Source organism: Nocardia vaccinii NBRC 15922 (assembly GCF_001613305.1).
Classification (GTDB): Bacteria; Actinomycetota; Actinomycetes; order Mycobacteriales; family Mycobacteriaceae; genus Nocardia; species Nocardia vaccinii.
On record NZ_BDCC01000020.1, the window covers coordinates 78,261 to 96,872 of the forward strand.

General features: G+C 67.6%; 17 protein-coding genes and 1 pseudogene. 13 read left to right on the plus strand and 5 right to left on the minus strand.

What is annotated here, in order from left to right:
* Nucleotides 1-73: 73 nt before the first annotated feature.
* Nucleotides 74-1,021 carry a helix-turn-helix domain-containing protein gene (locus NV1_RS16400; protein ID WP_245713751.1) on the minus strand — a complete coding sequence of 316 codons (948 nt, stop codon included), beginning with the start codon at nucleotides 1,019-1,021 and terminating at the stop codon, nucleotides 74-76.
* 121 nt (nucleotides 1,022-1,142) lie between these two features.
* On the opposite strand from NV1_RS16400, the gene cysD reads away from it, so the two are divergent.
* The 7 genes and pseudogenes from cysD to NV1_RS45705 form a co-directional block, all read left to right on the plus strand.
* A complete protein-coding gene (gene cysD / locus NV1_RS16405; protein WP_067892104.1) occupies nucleotides 1,143-2,048 on the plus strand; it encodes a sulfate adenylyltransferase subunit CysD in 906 nt (301 codons plus the stop codon).
* A gap of 112 nt (nucleotides 2,049-2,160) precedes the next feature.
* Nucleotides 2,161-4,140 carry an adenylyl-sulfate kinase gene (cysC, locus tag NV1_RS16410; protein WP_067892106.1) on the plus strand — a complete coding sequence of 660 codons (1,980 nt, stop codon included), beginning with the start codon at nucleotides 2,161-2,163 and terminating at the stop codon, nucleotides 4,138-4,140.
* A gap of 47 nt (nucleotides 4,141-4,187) precedes the next feature.
* Complete coding sequence (locus NV1_RS16415; protein ID WP_067892107.1) at nucleotides 4,188-5,399, plus strand: hypothetical protein; 1,212 nt, start codon at nucleotides 4,188-4,190, stop codon at nucleotides 5,397-5,399.
* A gap of 146 nt (nucleotides 5,400-5,545) precedes the next feature.
* Complete coding sequence (locus tag NV1_RS16420; protein WP_067892110.1) at nucleotides 5,546-6,322, plus strand: SDR family oxidoreductase; 777 nt, start codon at nucleotides 5,546-5,548, stop codon at nucleotides 6,320-6,322.
* 16 nt (nucleotides 6,323-6,338) lie between these two features.
* Nucleotides 6,339-7,472, plus strand: coding sequence for a sulfotransferase family protein (locus NV1_RS16425; RefSeq protein WP_067892112.1), 1,134 nt, complete (start codon nucleotides 6,339-6,341; stop codon nucleotides 7,470-7,472).
* Between the two features lie 149 nt (nucleotides 7,473-7,621).
* Entirely contained in the window at nucleotides 7,622-8,545 is a 924-nt protein-coding gene (locus NV1_RS16430) for a hypothetical protein (protein WP_157117035.1), read from the plus strand.
* Nucleotides 8,546-8,592: 47 nt separating this feature from the next.
* Nucleotides 8,593-8,679, plus strand: a pseudogene (locus NV1_RS45705) (hypothetical protein); the annotation flags it as partial.
* Nucleotides 8,680-8,878: 199 nt separating this feature from the next.
* On the opposite strand, the gene NV1_RS16435 reads toward NV1_RS45705, so the two are convergent.
* On the minus strand, nucleotides 8,879-10,168 hold the full coding sequence (locus NV1_RS16435) for an alpha/beta hydrolase (RefSeq protein ID WP_218027033.1): 1,290 nt from the start codon (nucleotides 10,166-10,168) through the stop codon (nucleotides 8,879-8,881).
* Nucleotides 10,169-10,247: 79 nt separating this feature from the next.
* Here NV1_RS16435 and NV1_RS16440 point away from each other — a divergent pair, with 79 nt between their 5' ends.
* Both NV1_RS16440 and NV1_RS16445 read left to right on the plus strand, forming a co-directional pair.
* The gene (locus NV1_RS16440; protein ID WP_245713760.1) at nucleotides 10,248-10,784 is read left to right on the plus strand and encodes a helix-turn-helix domain-containing protein; all 537 of its coding nucleotides are present in this window, start codon (nucleotides 10,248-10,250) and stop codon (nucleotides 10,782-10,784) included.
* A 145-nt stretch (nucleotides 10,785-10,929) separates the two neighbouring features.
* The gene (locus tag NV1_RS16445; protein ID WP_067892120.1) at nucleotides 10,930-11,382 is read left to right on the plus strand and encodes a MaoC family dehydratase; all 453 of its coding nucleotides are present in this window, start codon (nucleotides 10,930-10,932) and stop codon (nucleotides 11,380-11,382) included.
* A 9-nt stretch (nucleotides 11,383-11,391) separates the two neighbouring features.
* Here NV1_RS16445 and NV1_RS16450 read toward each other — a convergent pair whose 3' ends face one another.
* The 3 genes from NV1_RS16450 to NV1_RS16460 all read right to left on the minus strand — a co-directional run bounded on the left by NV1_RS16450 (nucleotide 11,392) and on the right by NV1_RS16460 (nucleotide 13,818).
* Nucleotides 11,392-12,045: a YdcF family protein gene (locus NV1_RS16450; RefSeq protein ID WP_084525456.1), complete on the minus strand. Its 654-nt coding sequence runs from the start codon at nucleotides 12,043-12,045 to the stop codon at nucleotides 11,392-11,394.
* A 206-nt stretch (nucleotides 12,046-12,251) separates the two neighbouring features.
* The gene (gene trpD, locus NV1_RS16455; protein ID WP_084525457.1) at nucleotides 12,252-13,307 is read right to left on the minus strand and encodes an anthranilate phosphoribosyltransferase; all 1,056 of its coding nucleotides are present in this window, start codon (nucleotides 13,305-13,307) and stop codon (nucleotides 12,252-12,254) included.
* 94 nt (nucleotides 13,308-13,401) lie between these two features.
* Nucleotides 13,402-13,818, minus strand: coding sequence for a hypothetical protein (locus tag NV1_RS16460; protein WP_067892124.1), 417 nt, complete (start codon nucleotides 13,816-13,818; stop codon nucleotides 13,402-13,404).
* 269 nt (nucleotides 13,819-14,087) lie between these two features.
* Between NV1_RS16460 and ctaE the strand changes: the two genes are divergently transcribed.
* The 4 genes from ctaE to qcrB all read left to right on the plus strand — a co-directional run bounded on the left by ctaE (nucleotide 14,088) and on the right by qcrB (nucleotide 18,536).
* Nucleotides 14,088-14,699, plus strand: a complete 612-nt coding sequence (gene ctaE / locus NV1_RS16465) for an aa3-type cytochrome oxidase subunit III (RefSeq protein ID WP_084525441.1) — start codon at nucleotides 14,088-14,090, stop codon at nucleotides 14,697-14,699.
* A 54-nt stretch (nucleotides 14,700-14,753) separates the two neighbouring features.
* Complete coding sequence (gene qcrC / locus NV1_RS16470; RefSeq protein ID WP_067892128.1) at nucleotides 14,754-15,626, plus strand: cytochrome bc1 complex diheme cytochrome c subunit; 873 nt, start codon at nucleotides 14,754-14,756, stop codon at nucleotides 15,624-15,626.
* Nucleotides 15,623-16,828, plus strand: a complete 1,206-nt coding sequence (gene qcrA, locus NV1_RS16475) for a cytochrome bc1 complex Rieske iron-sulfur subunit (protein WP_174557452.1) — start codon at nucleotides 15,623-15,625, stop codon at nucleotides 16,826-16,828. The genes qcrC and qcrA overlap by 4 nt, the downstream gene beginning before the upstream one ends.
* 73 nt (nucleotides 16,829-16,901) lie before the next feature.
* The gene (gene qcrB, locus NV1_RS16480; RefSeq protein ID WP_067892130.1) at nucleotides 16,902-18,536 is read left to right on the plus strand and encodes a cytochrome bc1 complex cytochrome b subunit; all 1,635 of its coding nucleotides are present in this window, start codon (nucleotides 16,902-16,904) and stop codon (nucleotides 18,534-18,536) included.
* Nucleotides 18,537-18,612 lie beyond the last annotated feature (76 nt).

The window sequence follows — 18,612 nt, forward strand, 5'->3', positions numbered from 1 at the left end:
GGTGAACCGCGTGGCCGAGCAGGTGCGGGGGTGATGGAGTTGTGCGGCATGCTGTCGGCCGGTCGGACAGGTGTCAGCTGGGTTGGGCGGTGGGCAGGGGCGCGGCGGTGTCGTGGCGCAGAGCCGCGGTGAGCGCGTCGGCGACCTCGCGCGTCGCGGTGCCCAGTGCGGTGAGTTCCTCGGCCGACAGCAGAGTGTCCGGACAGGCGACGACGGCGGCGGTCACGGTGGAACCGAGGAAGACCGGGGCCGCGACGGTGACGACGGCGTTGGCCGGGCCCAGTTCGTCGGGCAGGTAATCGATGGTGATCAGATCGGCGATCATCGCGCCGAGCCGGTTGCGCAGCGGATCGGTGACGGGCGAGTTGCGCAGCGCGGCAAGCGCTTCGAGCATGGGTGCCGAGTCGTCGGCCAGTCGCTCGACCGAATAGCCGCGAGTGCGGACCGCCGCCAGGACCGCGAGCAGGCGGTCGCGATGCGCCGGATCGGCGTGGCCGAGCCAGGTCTCGCGCTCGGCCTCGGGGGCCCAGGCCAGGAATTCGCGGACCACCGGCGGTGCGAGCGGCAGGCGGCGGCCCGGCCGGATCCACGGCAGCGTCGGGGTGCCCGCGACCTCGGTGATGACGATCGCCCCGTCTTCGCGTTCGGCGAGGAAGGCCGGAATGTCCTGACGTGCGGAGAACTCGCGGATGGGGGTCAGGGCCAGACGGCGCAGCGGGAAGGCGGCCTCGGCGCGGCGGGCCACGGTGAGCAGGCCCAGGCCCAAGCCGTAGTTGCCGTCGGCGTCGCGCACGGTCCAGTGGTCGGCGGTGAGTTGGCTGAGCACCGCGTGTGCGGTGGCGCGGGACAGGCCGGTCTCCCGGACGATCCGCGCCAGCGAAAGGTGGTCGCCGACGTGCCGCGACAGCAGGCCGATCACCTGGACGACGCGGTGGGTGGGTGGCGATGCGGGTGCGGCCGAACCATTTTCTGAAACAGGTTCTTGACCGGCGCGGCGTTCCGGGCCTATCGTCGGTGTCACAATATCGAACGATAGCGTCGAATATTCGACATCGCAACTCCGATCGGGATTCCGGCGACGGGCCGATGCCCGACCGCGAGTGGTGCGAACGATCCGTCGCGGTGAGTGGGTGAGAAGTGTGATGCGAACGGGATACGAGCTGTCGCATCTGGCGGCCCTGGAGGCCGAATCGGTGCATATCTTCCGCGAGGTCGCGGCGACTTTCGAAAGACCGGTGCTGCTGTTCTCGGGCGGTAAGGATTCGGCCGTGATGCTGGAACTCGCGCGCAAGGCGTTCTGGCCCGCGCCGCTGCCGTTCACGCTGCTGCACATCGACACCGGTCACAACTTCGACGAGGTGATCGAGTTTCGTGACCGCGCTGCGGAACGGGCCGGGGCCCGGCTGCTGGTGGCGCGGGTACAGGATGATATCGATGCCGGCCGGGTGCACGAGCGTCCGGGCGAGACGCGCAACCGGCTGCAGACCACGACCCTGCTGCGCGCGATCGGCGAATACCGCTTCGACGCGGTCTTCGGCGGGGCGCGACGCGACGAGGAGAAGGCGCGGGCCAAGGAACGGGTGTTCAGCTTCCGCGACGAATTCGGTGCGTGGGAACCGCGGGCGCAGCGTCCGGAGATCTGGAATCTCTACAACGGCAGACACCGTGCGGGCGAGCACATCCGGGTGTTCCCGCTGTCGAATTGGACCGAACTGGATATCTGGGAGTACATCGACCGGGAGGCGGTGGACCTGCCCTCGCTGTACTACGCGCATCGGCGGCGGGTCTTCCAGCGCGACGGAATGCTGTTGGCCGACAACCGCTTCCTGACCCCGCGCGCGGACGAGCCGATTTTCGAGGCGACCGTGCGCTTCCGCACCGTCGGCGATGCGACCTGCACCGGGTGTGTGGAGAGCGAGGCCGCCGATCCGGCCGCCGTGATCGCCGAGACCGCCGTCACCCGGCTGACCGAACGCGGTGCGACGCGCGCCGACGACCGGATCTCCGAGTCCGGCATGGAGGACCGCAAGCGGGAAGGCTACTTCTGATGAGCGCCAGGCATGTTGGTGGACCGAGCGCGCAGCACGGTGTCGATGCTCGGTCGCGGGACCGGATTCACGAGGCCGGCGCGGAGGATCGCAAGCGAGAGGGCTACTTCTGATGAGCCGCAATCTGTTACGGCTGGCGACCGCGGGCAGCGTCGACGACGGCAAGTCCACGCTGATCGGTCGTCTGCTCTACGACTCCAAGAGCCTGTTCAGCGATCAACTCGCGGCGATCGAGCGGGTCAGCGCGCAACGCGGCGACGGGGCGGCGGATCTGGCACTGGTGACCGACGGGCTGCGCGCGGAACGCGAGCAGGGCATCACGATCGACGTCGCCTACCGCTACTTCGCCACGCCGCGCAGGAAATTCATCATCGCCGACACACCGGGCCATGTGCAGTACACCCGGAACATGGTGACCGGCGCGTCCACCGCCGATCTGGCGCTGATCCTGATCGACGCGCGCAAGGGCGTGGTCGAGCAGACCCGCAGGCACGCCTTCCTCGCCGCGCTGCTGGGCGTCCCGCATCTGGTGGTCTGCGTCAACAAGATGGACCTGCTGGATTTCTCGCCGGAGCGATTCGACGAGATCCGGTCGGAATTCGCCGATTTCGCCGCGAAGCTGACCGTCGGCGATCTGAGTTTCGTCCCGGTGTCGGCGCTGCTGGGCGATAACGTGGTCGAGGCGTCCACGCGGATGCCGTGGTACCGGGGTCCGGCGTTGCTGGCTCACCTCGAGGATGTGCACATCGCCTCGGACCGCAACCTGATCGACGCCCGACTGCCGGTGCAGTACGTGCTGCGGTCCGGCATGAGCGGGTCAGGGCCGGAGGCGGCAGCGGAGCGTCACCACGCAGGCCCGCCGCTCATGCCCGATGGACACGGCATGAGCGGGTCGGGGCCGGAGGCGGCAGCGGAGCGTCACCACGCAGGCCCCCCGCTCATGCCCCATGAAACTGTGGGCGAACCGCGCAGCTATGCCGGGACGGTCGCGGGCGGCATATTCAAACCGGGTGACGAGGTCGTGGTGTTGCCGTCCGGGCGGACCAGCCGGGTCGCGCGGATCTGGGGTCCGGGCGGGACCAAGGTGGACGAGGCGTTCACCGGAATGGCCGTCTCGCTGGCGCTGGAGGACGAACTCGACGTCGGTCGCGGAGATATGCTCGCGCGTCCGGGCAATCGGCCGCACATCGATCGGGAGATCGATGCGACGGTGTGCTGGTTCGACGACGAGGCGGAGCTGCGGCCCGGTGCGGACTACACCATCCGCACCGCCGCCCAGTCCGCGCGAGTGCGGGTGAGCGGACTGGACTATCGCCTGGACGTGAACACCCTGCATCGCGTCGAGGACGCGGAAGCCCTGTCGCTCAACGATATCGGCCGCGTCCGGCTGCGGAGCCGGACGCCGCTGATGTTCGATCCGTATCGTGACAACCGCCGCACCGGCAGTTTCATCCTGATCGACGAGGTGACCAACCGGACGGTCGCCGCGGGCATGATCCTCGCGCGCGAGACCGGGCGGCGCGAGGACATCGTCTGGCACAGTTCGGCGGTCGAGCGCGCGGAGCGCGCCAGTGCCGGGGCGACCCTGTGGCTGACCGGGCTGTCGGGTTCCGGGAAATCCACGATCGCGGTGGAGTTGGAACGGCGACTGGTGAATTCGGGTCGTCCGGCCTATCTGCTCGACGGCGATAATCTGCGGCACGGCCTGAACGCGGATCTGGGTTTCTCCGATGCGGATCGCCGGGAGAACATCCGGCGGGTCGCCGAGGTCGCCGCCCTGTTCGCCGATGCCGGTGTGGTGGTGATCGTTTCGCTGATCAGCCCGTTCGCCGAGCAACGTGAGCAGGCGCGGCAGGTGCACGCGGATCGGGGGCTGCCATTCGGTGAGATCTTCGTCGACACGCCCCTGGAACTGTGTGAGAGCCGCGATCCCAAGGGTCTGTACGCGCGGGCGCGGGCCGGGGAGATCCGTGATTTCACCGGAATCGACTCGCCGTACGAACGCCCCGAACATGCCGATGTCGTCATCACTCCCGAGGACGGCACACCGGCCGAGGTCGCCACTCGCATTCTCGACTCGCTGCGACCGTAGCAGCGGCACACCGTAATTCCCGACGATAACGACGAATCAGGAATCGAATGGACAACCCACCCGCAGAGGCGAACACACCACCCGAACCGCCGCTCACCGAGCCGTTCCAGGCCGCGATCGCCGAGGCCGAACGATTGGTGGCCGCGGCCGATTTCATCGACAGCGAGGAAGATCTCGCCGAGGGGTACGAATATCTCGCCGGGAGTATCGCCGCGGTACTGCAGCTGTCCGGGGTGCACGGCACGAGCCATCCGCAGTTCGTCATCTCGACCGGCCCGTACACCAAGATGGGCCTGGACAATCCGGATACGCTCTACTACCACGCGAATATCGAACCCGGCGCGGAATATCTGCTCACCGGCACCCGCGGCAGCACGGTGGACCTGAGTTTCCAGGTGCTGAGGGGTGATTACACCGCCAGCGATGTCCCCAACGGTGACGACGCGTTCGACGACCGCCGCCTGCAGATCGACGCGGACGGTGGATATCAGTTGCGATTCGGGCCGCCGAAGGAGGATCCGGGGCCGAATTACTTCGTCCTCGGTGAGGGCGGCTCGATGCTGGCCGTGCGCGAGGTGTACGGCGACTGGGCGAACGAGCGCAAGGGAACCATTCGCATCGAGCGCGTGGACACCATCGGAACCGCCCCTGCCGCAGCGGATCTGGATCGGTTGCGCAAGCGTTATCGGGCCGCGGCGCGCGCACTGGTGCAGCGCATCCACACCTGGTTCAACTTTCCCAAGTGGTTCTATCTGGACCTGCCGGTCAATACGCTGACCGAACCCCGGCTCACCCCGGGCGGACTCAGCACGCAGTACTCCTCGGTCGGGCATTTCGATCTGGCCGAGGACCAGGCGCTGTTGATCACGGTGCCGAAATCCGATGCGCCCTACCAGGGTTTCCAGCTCGGCAGCCGCTGGTATATCTCGCTGGATTACGTCAACCACCAGACCAGCCTGAACAGCGCTCAGGCGCAGGTGGACCCGGACGGCATGATCCGCATGGTGGTTTCGGCGCGCAACCCGGGTGTCGCCAACTGGATCGAGACCACCGGACGGCGGCGCGGCATCCTGCAGTTCCGCTGGCAGCGTGTCGATCGGGCGATCACTCCCGCCGACGGGCCCGCCATCCAGGTGCTCGCACTGGACGAGGTCGCCGCGCACCTGCCGTACCACGAGTCGAACAAGATCGATGAGAGTGGTTGGCGGGCACGGATTGCCGAGCGGCAACGGGCCTTCGCGGACAGGATGCCGGCATGAGCGGGCCGGGGCCGGAGGCGGCAGCGGAGCGTTCCCACGCAGGCCCCCCGCTCATGCCCGGTGAACACAGCATGAGCGGGTCGGGGCCGGAGGCGGCAGCGGAGCGTCACCATGCAGGCGCCCCGGTCGTGCCCAGCGGCCCCAGCATGCTGCTCGCCGGCAAGGTGGTCGTGGTCAGCGGCGTAGGGCCGGGGCTGGGACGGTCGATCTGCCTGCAGGCCGCGGCGCAGGGCGCCAAGGTCGTACTCGCCGCTCGGACCGCATCGCGGCTGGCCGAGGTGGCCGCGGAGGTGGAGGCGATCGGCGGTACGACGTTGAGTGTGCCGACCGACATCACCGACGACGCCGCGGTCGCGACTCTGATCACCCGCACGGTCGAAACCTTCGGACGGGTGGACGCGCTGGTGAACAACGCGTTCTCGGTGCCGTCGATGAAACCGCTGGAGCGCACCGACTTCCAGCAGATCCGTGACAGCGTCGAACTCACCGTGCTGGGCGGATTGCGGGTGACCAAGGCGTTCACCGACGAACTGGCCAAGACCGGGGGCTCGGTGGTGATGATCAATTCGATGGTGCTGCGCCACTCCGAACCCCGTTACGGCAGTTACAAAGTCGCCAAGGCGGCATTGCTGGCTATGTCGCAGACATTGGCGACCGAGCTGGGGGACAAGGGAATTCGCATCAATACCGTCGCACCCGGATATATCTGGAGTGATCAGCTGAAATGGTACTTCGGCGAGGTCGCGAAGAAATACGGCATCACCGCCGAGCAGGTCTACGAGCAGACCGCCAGTCGTTCGGATCTGAAGCGACTGCCCGAACCCGACGAAATCGCCCGCGCGGTGGTGTTCTTCGCCTCCGACTGGTCCAGCGCCATCACCGGCCAGACCCTCGATGTCAACTGCGGCGAATACCACTCTTGAAGGAATCGAAGAACATATGACCCTACGTACCGACGTCGGCACGATCGAGGATCTGCACGCCTCGGCGACGAAAGCCTGCGGGCTGACCGATTTCGGGCCCGACGACTACACCGAGGCGCTGGGGGTGCTGCTGGAGTCGTATCGGCGCGATGCCGATCTGACCGAATTCGGCAGTAAGATGAACCGCTATTTCCTGCGCGGGGCGCTGGTGGCCCGCGCGTTGAGCGAGGCATCCTGGAAGGCCCATCCCGAGTACGTCGAAACCCCGATAACCAGGCCGATATTCGTGACCGGGCTGCCCCGCACCGGTACGACCGCACTGCACCGGCTACTCGCCGCCGATCCGCGGCATCAGGCCCTGGAGATGTGGCTCACCGAATATCCGCAGCCGCGTCCGCCGCGCGAAACCTGGTCGCAGAACCCGATATTCCGGCAGATCGACGCCGGATTCGCGCAGCACCACGTGGAGAATCCGGAATTCATGGGCCTGCACTACATGTCCGCGGCCGAGGTCGAGGAGTGCTGGCAGCTGTTGCGGCAGACCGCGAAATCCATCGCCTACGAGAGCCTTGCCTGGCTGCCGACCTATTCGCAGTGGCTGCAACGCCAGGACTGGACGAACGCCTACGGCCGGCACCGCGAGAATCTGCAACTGATCGGGCTCGGTGACCAGCGGCGCTGGATCCTGAAGAATCCCAGCCACCTGTTCGCCCTGGACGCGCTGCTGAAGGTGTATCCGGACGCGCTGATCATCCAGACCCACCGTGACCCGGTGACCGTGCTGGCCTCCTCCTGCAGCCTGTCCGAACACGCCACCAAGGGATGGTCGAACACCTTCTCCGGCAAGCGGATCGGGGAATCGCAGCTGGAGCTGTGGTCGCGCGGGTTGCGCGAATTCACCGCCGCGCGCGAGCGGCACGACGCGGCGCAGTTCATCGACGTCGACTTCGCCGATCTGCGCGCGGATCCGCTCGGCACGATCGAGTCGATCTACCGGCGGTTCGGCATCGAATTCACCGACGCCGCCAGGGCGGCCATGACCGCCCTGGACGAGGAGAGCCGCAGCGGGGACCGCAAACCCGCGCACCGGTACGAGCTGGCCGATTACGGGCTCACCGAGGATCAGGTCAGGGCGCACTTCCCGGGCTGATCCACGGGTTCGGCGCGGCGCGGACCCGGATGGTCCGCGCCGCCGCGACCCGCCCACCGGCGATGATCGTTTTGGCGTGTCCAGCGGATATCGCCTAAGTTCCGAAATCGCCTTTGTTGTGGGCGGATTCGGGGCCGGAGGACATTGTGGTGAGTGAGGCTGTGCGTGACGAGGTCAATATCGTCATCTTCCGGTACGGCGATTCCGGGAAGATGGCCGATACGACCGTTCCGGTGCTGGTCGAGGACGGGTACCGGCAGGCCTGGCGGACGGTGATCCGCCAGCACGGGATGACCGCCGAATCGGTCACCGGCATCGCCTCGGACTGGGCGCCCACCGAGGCGGACGAGACATTCCTGCGCAAGAACTTCCCGAACCTGCGGGAGGTCTCCGCGGCGTTCAGCCGGCCCGAACCGGACGGCTGGGATCAAGCCCTGGCCGCTGCGGAGCGGGCCCGGCAGGAGGCCGAGCGGCAGCTCGAGCAGGAGGAGTTGCAGCGCGCGAATCGGTCCGATCGTGAAGCCGGTTCGGATGAGCCGCTGATGATTCCGATGTTGCGCACCGCGTCCGAGCCGCCGCCGCTGATGGCCTCCCGCGAGCTGATTCCCGGGCAGCTGTATGTCGTGGTCGCGGGTGTCGCACCGACGCCGCAGGGCTCGCTCGGCATGCACTGGGTGCTCGAAAAGCAGGTGCAGGACGCGGGTTTCACGTTCGAGGACGTGCTCGCGGAGGCCAACGCGAACCTGGGCGAGGGTCTGCGCACGGTCCTGCGCGGGGAATCCGCCCGCGAACGCGTCGTGCACTTCCAGGGCGTCGACTCACGCCACCTGCCCGCCGCCGCGCTGGCCATTCCCGGCTTCACCGCTCGGGTGGCCGGCCTGATCGGCGGCGACCGTTTCGTCGCGGCCTTCCCGTGCGAGGACCACCTCTACTTCGCCCGAGCCGATTCCGATGCCGCGGGCGTCCTTGCTGATCTGGTCCGCGAGCCACACGAATGCGGTTCGGACCTCACCCCCACCGTCGTACTGCTCGAGCCCGCCGGTATGCGCGTCCTGGTCCAGTTCCCGCGCTGACGTCGCAGCAGTTGCAGCCGATCACCGCGGCGCGCGGCGTCGCGCTGGCAGGGGCGCGTTCGTTCAGCACCCATTCAAATGCGCTGGATATAGATCTGCACCTGCGCATTTCGCCGGAGCTTTTCCTCGAGCGGTTTCCCCCCCGGGCGACAACGTTCTCGCTCATCGACTGCCGGCGTTCTCACGACCGGGCAAGTCTCGATAGCGCCTCGCCGAAGGTTTCTACCCGGCCGGGGGCGGTATCCGGCCGGTCACGACATCCGCGGGATCGCCTGTGTGACAGCGGTTCCGTGCGCCGCCCTGCGGCCGAGGCAATCGGCTCGAGCGCGGTGGTCAGCGGGCGAGGCGGGTCAGCAGACGGCCGAACGGGCTGCGTTTGTGGCCGGGGGCGACCCACTCGGCGATGGCGGCCACGACCGCCGGGTCGACGTGGCGCGGTGCCTGGTAATCCGCCGGAGTCGACGGCCCGGTGCCGGGGAAGAACATATGGTCGTCCGCGTCGAGGATGCGAATGCTCGCGGCCGGATTCGCGGCCAGTCCGGCGCGCCAGGCGGGCAGGTCGTCGGCGGCGGTGACCTGGTAGTCGCGGCCGCCCTGCAGGACCAGGACCGGGCGGTGCAGGTCCGCGGCCGTCGCCACCTGGTCGTAGGCGCGCAGATCCAGCCAGTACGACGCGGGCCAGCCGAACAGCAGGTCGGCGGCGGGTGCGTCGGGTGAGAGGTCCGGGTCCTCGGTTCGGGCGACCGTGATGGCGGCGGCGTCGAGGGTTCCCGTCATGTCCGGGGCGGTGTCGAGACCGGCCAGGTACTCGAATACGCGCAACGCGGCCCGGGGGAGCGGCACGGTGTCACCGGCCAGGATCGCCACCCCGGCGATCGAGGGATCGGCCGCGGCGGCCCGGACCGCGGCTTTGCCGCCACCACTGTGCCCCACCAGGAATATCCGGTCCGGATCCACGTGCGGATCCTGCCGCAGCACATCGACCGCCGCGCGGATATCCGGCAGATATTCCTCGACCATGGTGAATCCGGGCTCGCTGCCGAGCTCGGGGTGTACCAGCGTGAGTTTGTCGAAGCGCACCACCGCGACTCCGCGACTGGCCAGCCCCCAGGCGAGATCTTTGAACGGTTTGTTCGGCCCGGTGGTGACGTCCCGGTCGCTCGGGCCGGACGCGACGAGTACGACGCCGGGCCCGCCACGCAGCCCTTTCGGCAGTGTGAGTGTGCCGGGGACGGCACGCGACTCGGGCCCGGGGGTGACCGCTCGCTCGGTGAAACGGCGCGTCGAAACGTATTGCGGTGGCGTCCAATCGGATTCGGATGACGCGGCGATCCGGAAGCCGTGCAATCGACCGTTGGCGTCGACGGCGAGGCGGATGTGCAGGCTCCCGCGCTCGCAGCGCACCGGCACGATCACCAGGGTGAGTCCGCCGTCGCGTGGTCGGGTGGTCGCCGCGCCGAGTTCGTCGATCGCGCCGAGTCGGGTGACCTGTTCTGCCCAGGCCGCCCGGACGGTCTCGGCCGATACGGCGGCCGCGAGACGGGGTGCGAACAGCGCCTCGAGCTCGCCGAATCGTTCCGTGCGAAGTAATTCCACCACCGTCGCGGCCACAGTCTCGGACATCGTGTGCGCCATCATCGGCCAACCTTTCTCATAAGATGAGAATGATAGCAAGTTATGAGAATATTGGGCAGTGGACGGAATGGAATTGCTGGCGCACCCGGCGCGGCTGCGGATCGTGCACGCGTTGCGCGGCGAGCGCACCCTCACCACTGCCCAGCTCCGCGATCGGCTGCCCGATATCTCCAAGGCGATGGTGTACCGCCACGTCGAGGCGCTGGCCGCGGCCGGAATTCTGGCGGTGGCCGAGGAACGGCGGGTGCGCGGCGCGGTGGAACGTCACTATCGGCTGCGGCAGGACCGCGCGACGATCAGCGCCGAGGACGCGGCCGCCGCCACCGTCGAGGACCACCGGCGGGTGTTCGTCACCGCGATGGCCGTGCTGCTCGCCGAATTCGCCGCGTACCTGGACCGGGACACCGCCGATCCGACGACCGATCTGGTCGGCTACCGCCAGCACGCGCTCTGGCTCGATCCCGCGGAGCTCGAGCAGCTGATCCTGGATCTGCGCCGGGCCATCGCGCCGCGGCTGGACAACAAGCCCGGCCCCGGGAGGGCGCAGTACCTGCTCAGCCCGATTCTGTTCCCGCTCGAGGTGTCGTCGGACGACATCGCGTGATTCGTTCTGCGACACGATGGTGACGGCGCCGCGGGGGCCGATGCTCGCGCGGCGGCCGAGACTCTGCTGGACGCGGCGCTCGCCGGTCCCCGAGTTCGCCGTGATTGGCTAACGTGATGGGCCGAGAACCGAAGGAGCGTTCCATATGACCGAGTTCGCGAATCTGGCAGAGTTCGCCGCCGCCGTGGGCACCGAGATCGGTGTCAGCGACTGGATGACGATCGATCAGCAGCGCGTGGACACCTTCGCCGACGCCACCGGCGATCACCAGTGGATCCACGTCGATCCGGAGAAGGCGGCGAAGGGACCGTTCGGCGGGCCCATCGCGCACGGATTCCTGACGTTGTCGCTGTCTGTGCCGCTGGTGAATCAGGCGACCAGCGTCGGCGGGGTGCGGATGGGAATCAACTACGGGCTCAACAAGGTCCGGTTCATCACCCCGGTCCCGGTGGGCGGCCGCATCCGCGCCCGTGTCAGCCTGGCCGCGGTCCGCGAGATTCCTGGCGGCATCCAGGCCGAACGCACCGTCACCATCGAACTCGAGGGTGCGGAAAAACCGGCCTGTATCGCCGAGAGCATCGCCCGCTACCTGTCCTGATCCGGGCGGTCATCGCGGCCCGAACGGAATCACCCGCAGCGGAGCCTGATCCGGGGTGAGGGTGCCGATCACCGGGACGCCCGCGCTGACGAAATCGCCGACGGCGCGGCCGACGTGGTTCGAGGAGGTGACCACGACCGCGCGGCGCGCGCCGATGGTGTCCATCACATGATGGGAGTACTTCGCGTTCTGCACGGTCGTCTCGGCACGCGTCTCGGCGTGTATGCGGCTCCGCGGAATACCGTGTGCGATCAGCCATCCGGCCATCGCCTGCGCCTCGGTGACGCCGTGGTGCGGATTACCGCCGGTGACGATCACCGGCGCCGCGGGTGCGAGGATCGCCTGCACGTATCCGGCCTCGAGCCGCTGGATCAGCTCGGGCCGCATCCTGCCGTCCGGCTGCAGGCCGTAACCGAGAATCACGATCGCGGTATCGGCGCCGTACCCGGCGGTCAGCGACAGTCCGGGCAGTGGAACCGCCGTGGTGTGCAATGCCGCGAGCACATCGGCGGGGATGTTCGCGAGCGGATTCGGGGGAACGGGATCGGCGGCCGCGGGTCCGGCGGCCCCGAATATCGTCGTCGCGGCGGCGGCGAGCAGTACTCGCGTGGTCGCTACGGTGCGTCGGCGGGAATGCGGGCCAGTACGGAACCGGATGAACATCGGACCTCCCGGGAGGACTGCCACTGCCAGGGTGAGCAATGCCCTTCGATGATCACCCCGAAACTCGTACCCTCACCATCGATGCCGTCAATCCGCGCCGAATTCCGAAGAACGCGAAGCAAATCTGTGCATAATCCCAGACCGGAGGGCGAATCCCCTTGTCGACAACCGTGATTCGGCCCGAGTTCGTACCCTTCGGGGACCGGTCAGTCGTCGCCGAGCTCGTTGCTCAGCGCCGCCCAGCGCGCCAATAGATCCGCGGCCGCACCGCTGTCCACCGCGTTCGCGACGCGAGTGAGCGACGCGGCGAGTGCATCGTGGATATCGCCGCGCGCCGATTCGGGGGTGAGCTCGTAGGACACGATCGCGGCCGCGGAGTTCAGCAGGACCGCATCGCGGACCGCACCGGGAGCGCCCGCGAACATCTCGCGGGCGATGGCGGCGTTCACTTCGGCGTTGCCGCCGCGCAGGGCCTCGGGCGGGACCCGCTCGATACCCAGGCGCGTCGGATCGACGGTCGTCTCGGATACGCCGCCGCCGGTGACCACCCAGACATCGGTGGTATCGGCGGTGGTGATCTCGTCCAGTCCGTCGTTACCGCGCACCACCAAGGCGTTCTTGCCGCGTTCGGCGAACGCGCCGGCGATCACGCCGACCAGGTCCGCGAAGGCGCAGCCGATCAGCCCGGCCTGCGGCTGGGCCGGATTGGTGAGCGGGCCGAGCACGTTGTAGACGGTAGGGATACCGATCTCGGCGCGGGCGCGTCCGGCGAAACGCAGGCCGGAATGGAATATCGGGGCGAAACAGAATCCGATGCCGACCTCGCGCACGCACCGCGCCACCGCTTTCGGGCCCAGCGCGATCTTCACCCCGAGCGCCTCGAGTACGTCCGCGCCGCCGCTCTTCGAGGAGGCCGCCCGATTACCGTGCTTGACCACCGGAATTCCGGCCGCCGACACCACGATCGAGGACATCGTGGAAATGTTGACCGTGCCCGACCGATCGCCGCCGGTGCCGACGATATCGATCGCCGGGCCCTCGATCGGCACCCGCCGGGACAGTCCGAGCATCGCGTCGGCCAGTCCCGCCAGCTCCGCCGGAGTGGGGCCCTTCATCTTCATCGCGACGCCGAACGCGGCGATCTGCGCCTGAGTGGCGTTGTCGGAGAAGATCTCATCGATCGCCCACGCGGTCTCCTCCGTGGTCAGATCGACCCCGTCGGTCAGGGCCCCGAGAATCTGGGGCCAGCTGCGCGCGCTCATCAGCCTCTCCTGTCGCATGTGCCGCATCCCGGCTATCGGACAATCAGCCTAATGGGGCGGGTCGAGTTATTTCTCCGCGCGGCCACCCGGACGATCAGGACCGCGGCGGCTGCAGGGCGTCCCAGCCCACGGCGGTGCCGTCGTGACGCTGCGCCAGACTCGCCATGCGTGCGCGTTCCTGCGAACAGTGCAGGGCATCGAGGATCTGCACCCGCTGCAACAGCAGATCCGCTGTCGCAGGGGCCGTCTCCCCGGGTTCGGCGGGGGAGTAGCCGTCCTGCGCGGCCAGCGCGCTCACCGCCGCCACGTGTTCGGCCGGGATCCGCAGGTGATGCCGCAGCATCGCCGGAACCTCGGGGACCCACTGCTGCGCCGCCCGCTCCAGCGCGGCCGAACAGGATTCCGCGTCATCGAAACTCGATACGACCACGATCAGATCCGCGCGCTCCGGATCCCACCCCGCGACCCCGCCGCGACCGGTCCAGCGCCGCCATGCCGATCGCCATCCCATACCGACCTCCGTACCGCAATCGTCTCGGTTCATCGACGCTGCGCGCGTCCGGAACACCACGATAGAAATCGCGCCCGCGCGAGGCGCATCGGGCCGCCCGAGCGCATTCCAAAGCTTCGGAAACCGCCGCGACCTGGCAAGATCGACTACCGTGCGGGACACGCCGAGACCGTGGTGAGACTCGGTCGCGCCCTGTCGATTCCGACACGGAAGAGCAAGATTCGCACCCGAATACTCCCGTCGTACTACGACGAGTCATACTTACCGGCGTGACGACCGCAGTAGGGACACCAGGATCGGCCATAACCCAGCGTGTGCACTCGCTGAACCGGCCCAACATGGTCAGCGTCGGAACCATCATCTGGCTGTCGAGCGAGCTGATGTTCTTCGCCGGCCTCTTCGCCATGTATTTCGTCGCTCGCGCGCAGGCCCACGGCAACTGGCCGCCGGAGCCGACCGAGCTCGACATGAAGCTCGCGGTACCGGTCACGGCCGTGCTGATCGCGTCCTCGTTCACCTGCCAGATGGGGGTGTTCGCCGCGGAGAAGGGCGACGTGTTCGGCCTGCGGCGCTGGTACGTCCTGACCTTCTTCATGGGCCTGTTCTTCGTGCTCGGCCAGGGCACCGAGTACCACGGCCTCTACAGCGAGGGCACCTCGATCTCGAGCAGCGTCTACGGCTCGGTGTTCTTCATTACCACCGGCTTCCACGGTCTGCACGTCATCGGCGGTCTCATCGCGTTCATCTTCCTGCTGATCCGCACGAAGGTCTCCAAGTTCACTCCGGCGCAGGCCACCGCGGCGATCGTCGTCTCCTACTACTGGCACTTCGTCGACATCGTCTGGATCGGGCTGTTCGCCACGATCTACTTCGTCCGCTAGCCCGGCGCCCAACAAGAGCATCAGTCGGTTCCGTCTACTCCAAAAGGGACACAGATGAGTTCATCTCCCCCGTCAGTGCCTGAAGAGCCCCACAGCGGGTCGGGGAATCCGCAGGCCACCAAGACCCGCAAGCAGCGCCGGATGCGCCGGAAGCTGGCCGGCGGGCTGGTTCTTCTGATGGCTCTGGTCGGAGCCGGCTTCGCTGCCTCGGCACTGACCCCGCACGCGCAGGTCGCCACCGCGGACGAGGATCAGTCCGCCCTGATCCGTCAGGGCAAGCAGCTCTACGACACCTCCTGCATCACCTGCCACGGTGCGAATCTGCAGGGTGTGCAGGATCGCGGCCCGAGCCTGATCGGCGTCGGTTCGGCCGCGGTGTACTTCCAGGTTTCCAGCGGCCGGATGCCCGCGCCCTCGAACTCCGCGCAGATCGTGCGCAAGGAGTCGAAGTTCGACGAGGCGCAGACCGACGCGCTGATGGCCTACATCGCGTCCAACGGCGGCGGTCCGTCGGTGGTTCGCGATCCGGACGGCAAGATCGCCCAGGAGTCGCTGACCAAGGGCGCCGACCTCGGCGTCGGCGGTGAGCTGTTCCGGATGAACTGCGCGTCCTGCCACAACTTCACCGGCAAGGGCGGCGCGCTGTCCTCCGGTAAGTTCGCCCCGCCGCTGGCTCCGGCCAACGAACAGCAGATCTACACCGCGATGCTGTCGGGTCCGCAGAACATGCCGAAGTTCTCCGACCGGCAGCTGACTCCGGACGAGAAGCGCGACATCATCGCCTACATCAAGAACCGCACCAAGTCCGCGCCCGAAGGCGGCTACGGCCTCGGCGGTTTCGGTCCCGCGACCGAGGGCCTGGCCATGTGGGTCATCGGCATCGTCGGTGTGGTCGGTGCGGCGATGTGGATCGGATCCCGCTCATGACAGACAAGGAGAACGACGACATGGGTCGGCCGGACGACGGCGGTGCCGTCAATTCAGGCGCCGGTGGCAGTTCCGCCAATTCCCCCGACGAGCTGAACCCGAGCGAGGAGCAGCTCGACGCGATGTCCCGCGACGAGCTGGTCGAACTCGGCACCAAGCGGGACGGCGTCGATGTCGTCTACCGCGCTCCGCGCTGGCCGGTTCCGGGCACACGCGCGGAGAAGCGGGCCGAGCGGCAGGTGGCGTTCTGGTTCGTCGTGTCGACCCTGGCCGGTCTGGCGCTGATCGGGGTCTTCCTGTTCTGGCCGTGGCAGTACAAGAGCCGCGACGAGTCCGGTGCGGGCATCTACTCGCTGACCACGCCGCTGTACGGGCTGCTGCTCGGCGTCGCGGTGCTGGCCATCGGCGTCGCCATGGTGCTGATCCGCAAGAAGTTCATCCCGCCGGAGATCGCGATCCAGACGCGGCACGACGGCCCCTCGCCCGAGGTGGAGCGTCGCACGCTGGGCGCTCAACTGGGCGACGCGCTGGACACCTCCACCCTGGGCCGCCGCAAGCTGATCACCCGCACCGCGGGCCTGGGCCTGGGTGTACTCGGTGTGGGCGCGTTGTTCGTCTTCGTCGGCGGTCTGATCAAGAACCCGTGGGCGCAGGGCAAGAAGTCGCCGCTGTGGGTGTCGGGCTGGACCCCGGACTACCCGGGTCAGACCGTCTACCTGCGCAAGGACACCGGCCGCCCGGAGGACATCGTGCTGGTGCGCGCGGAGGACCTGAACGCGGGCGGCATGGAGACGGTGTTCCCCTGGAAAGAGGAGTGGCGCGGTAACGCCGAGGACACCCTCCAGTCGCTGCGCGGCGTCCGCAACGCGGTCATGCTGATCCGCTTCCGTCCCGAGGACGCGGCCAAGGCCGTCAAGCGCCGGGGCCAGGAGAGCTTCAACTTCGGCGACTACTGGGCCTACTCGAAGATCTGCACCCACCTGGGCTGCCCGACCTCGCTGTTCGAGCAGCAGGACAGCCGCATCCTGTGCCCGTGCCACCAGTCGCAGTTCGACGCCCTGCACTGGGGTAAGCCGATCTTCGGCCCTGCCGCGCGAGCTCTGCCGCAGCTGCCGATCACCGTCAATACCGAGGGCTTCCTGGTCGCCAACGGCGATTTCATCGAGCCGCTCGGCCCGGCCTACTGGGAGCGTCGTTCATGAGGGAGCTTGCGACCGAATCATCAACACAGCGCGCTGGGCGCATTTCTGTGCCGAGCGCTAGCGAGGTGCAGGAATGAGCCCGAGTAAAGCGGCCGTACAGGCCAACGAGATGGACGAGCGGTACCGCGCTGCGGCGTTCGTCAAGCGTTCGATCAACAAGGTCTTCCCGACCCACTGGTCGTTCCTGCTCGGTGAGATCGCGCTGTACGCGTTCATCATCCTGCTGCTGTCGGGTGTCTACCTGACGCTGTTCTTCGATCCGTCGATGACCGAGGTCGTCTACAACGGCGCGTACCAGCCGCTGCGCGGTGTGTCCATGTCTCGGGCGTTCGAGTCGGCGCTGCAGATCACCTTCGAGGTGCGCGGCGGTCTGTTCGTGCGCCAGGTGCACCACTGGGCCGCGCTGCTGTTCGCCTGCTCGATCATCATCCACCTGCTGCGCATCTTCTTCACCGGTGCGTTCCGCAAGCCGCGCGAGGCGAACTGGGTCATCGGCTCGCTGTTGCTGATCCTGGCGATGTTCGAGGGCTTCTTCGGCTACTCGCTGCCGGACGACCTGCTCTCGGGTACCGGTCTGCGGGCCGCGTTCGGCGGTATCACCATGGGTATTCCGGTGATCGGCACCTGGATGCACTGGCTGATCTTCGGCGGCGACTTCCCGGGCACGATCATCATCCCGCGTCTGTTCATCGCCCACGTGTTGCTCTTCCCGGGCATCATGCTGGCGTTGATCGCGGCGCACGTGGCACTGGTGTGGTACCAGAAGCACACTCAGTTCCCCGGGCCGGGCCGGACCGAGAAGAACGTCGTCGGTGCGCGCATCGTGCCGGTGTTCGCCGCGGACCAGGGCGCGTTCTTCATGTTCACCCTGGGCATCGTGTCGATCATGGGTGGCGTCCTGCAGATCAACCCGATCTGGAACCTGGGTCCGTACAACCCGTCCCAGGTCTCCGCTGGTTCGCAGCCCGACTTCTACATGATGTGGACCGACGGTCTGGCTCGTCTGATGCCGCCGTGGGAGCTGTATCTGGGCCGGTATACCGTTCCGGCGCCGGTCTGGGTGGCCCTCCTCATGGGTCTGGTGTTCGTGGTGCTGATCGCCTACCCGTGGATCGAGAAGCGGCTCACCGGCGACGACGTGCACCACAACCTGCTGCAGCGTCCGCGCGATGTGCCGGTGCGTACCGCGATCGGTGCCATGGCCCTGGCGTTCTACCTGGTGCTCACCCTCGCGTGCGTCAACGACATCATCGCGCTGAAGTTCGACATCTCGCTGAACGCGACCACGTGGATCTTCCGCATCGGCCTGCTGACCGCGCCGCCGATCGCCTACTTCCTGGCGTACCGGATGTGCCTGGGTCTGCAGCGCGCCGACCGCGCGGTGCTCGAGCACGGCATCGAAACCGGTGTGATCAAGCGCCTGCCGCACGGTGAGTACATCGAGGTGCACCAGCCGCTGGGTCCGGTCGACGCGCACGGCCACCCGATCCCGCTGGAGTACCAGGGCGCGTCGGTGCCCAAGAAGATGAACAAGCTGGGTTGGGCCGGTAAGCCCGGCGCCGGTTCGTTCCTGCGGGCCGATCCGGCCGCTCAGGCCGCCGAGCAGACCTCCTACGACAACGAGCAGCACCACAAGCAGCTCGAGATCCTGGCCGAGTACCAGGATCAGATCGCGGGTGGCGGCGACGAGGGCAAGCACGGCCACTGAGTTCACTCGGTAGCGCGGCCCCGAACCGGAAACGGTTCGGGGCCTTTGCTTTTCAGGTGCTTTCCGGGACGGTCAC

Bases quoted from the DNA above. Each gene is read 5' to 3' on its own strand.
- cysC (WP_067892106.1), top strand. From the start codon at position 2,161: ATGAGCCGCAATCTGTTACGGCTGGCGACCGCGGGCAGCGTCGACGAC.
- cysD (WP_067892104.1), top strand. From the start codon at position 1,143: ATGCGAACGGGATACGAGCTGTCGCATCTGGCGGCCCTGGAGGCCGAA.
- NV1_RS16460 (WP_067892124.1), bottom strand. From the start codon at position 13,818: ATGGGATGGCGATCGGCATGGCGGCGCTGGACCGGTCGCGGCGGGGTC.
- NV1_RS16425 (WP_067892112.1), top strand. From the start codon at position 6,339: ATGACCCTACGTACCGACGTCGGCACGATCGAGGATCTGCACGCCTCG.
- NV1_RS16450 (WP_084525456.1), bottom strand. From the start codon at position 12,045: ATGTTCATCCGGTTCCGTACTGGCCCGCATTCCCGCCGACGCACCGTA.
- NV1_RS16415 (WP_067892107.1), top strand. From the start codon at position 4,188: ATGGACAACCCACCCGCAGAGGCGAACACACCACCCGAACCGCCGCTC.
- qcrC (WP_067892128.1), top strand. From the start codon at position 14,754: ATGAGTTCATCTCCCCCGTCAGTGCCTGAAGAGCCCCACAGCGGGTCG.
- NV1_RS16420 (WP_067892110.1), top strand. From the start codon at position 5,546: ATGCTGCTCGCCGGCAAGGTGGTCGTGGTCAGCGGCGTAGGGCCGGGG.
- trpD (WP_084525457.1), bottom strand. From the start codon at position 13,307: ATGAGCGCGCGCAGCTGGCCCCAGATTCTCGGGGCCCTGACCGACGGG.
- qcrB (WP_067892130.1), top strand. From the start codon at position 16,902: ATGAGCCCGAGTAAAGCGGCCGTACAGGCCAACGAGATGGACGAGCGG.
- qcrA (WP_174557452.1), top strand. From the start codon at position 15,623: ATGACAGACAAGGAGAACGACGACATGGGTCGGCCGGACGACGGCGGT.
- NV1_RS16440 (WP_245713760.1), top strand. From the start codon at position 10,248: ATGGAATTGCTGGCGCACCCGGCGCGGCTGCGGATCGTGCACGCGTTG.
- NV1_RS16435 (WP_218027033.1), bottom strand. From the start codon at position 10,168: ATGTCCGAGACTGTGGCCGCGACGGTGGTGGAATTACTTCGCACGGAA.
- NV1_RS16445 (WP_067892120.1), top strand. From the start codon at position 10,930: ATGACCGAGTTCGCGAATCTGGCAGAGTTCGCCGCCGCCGTGGGCACC.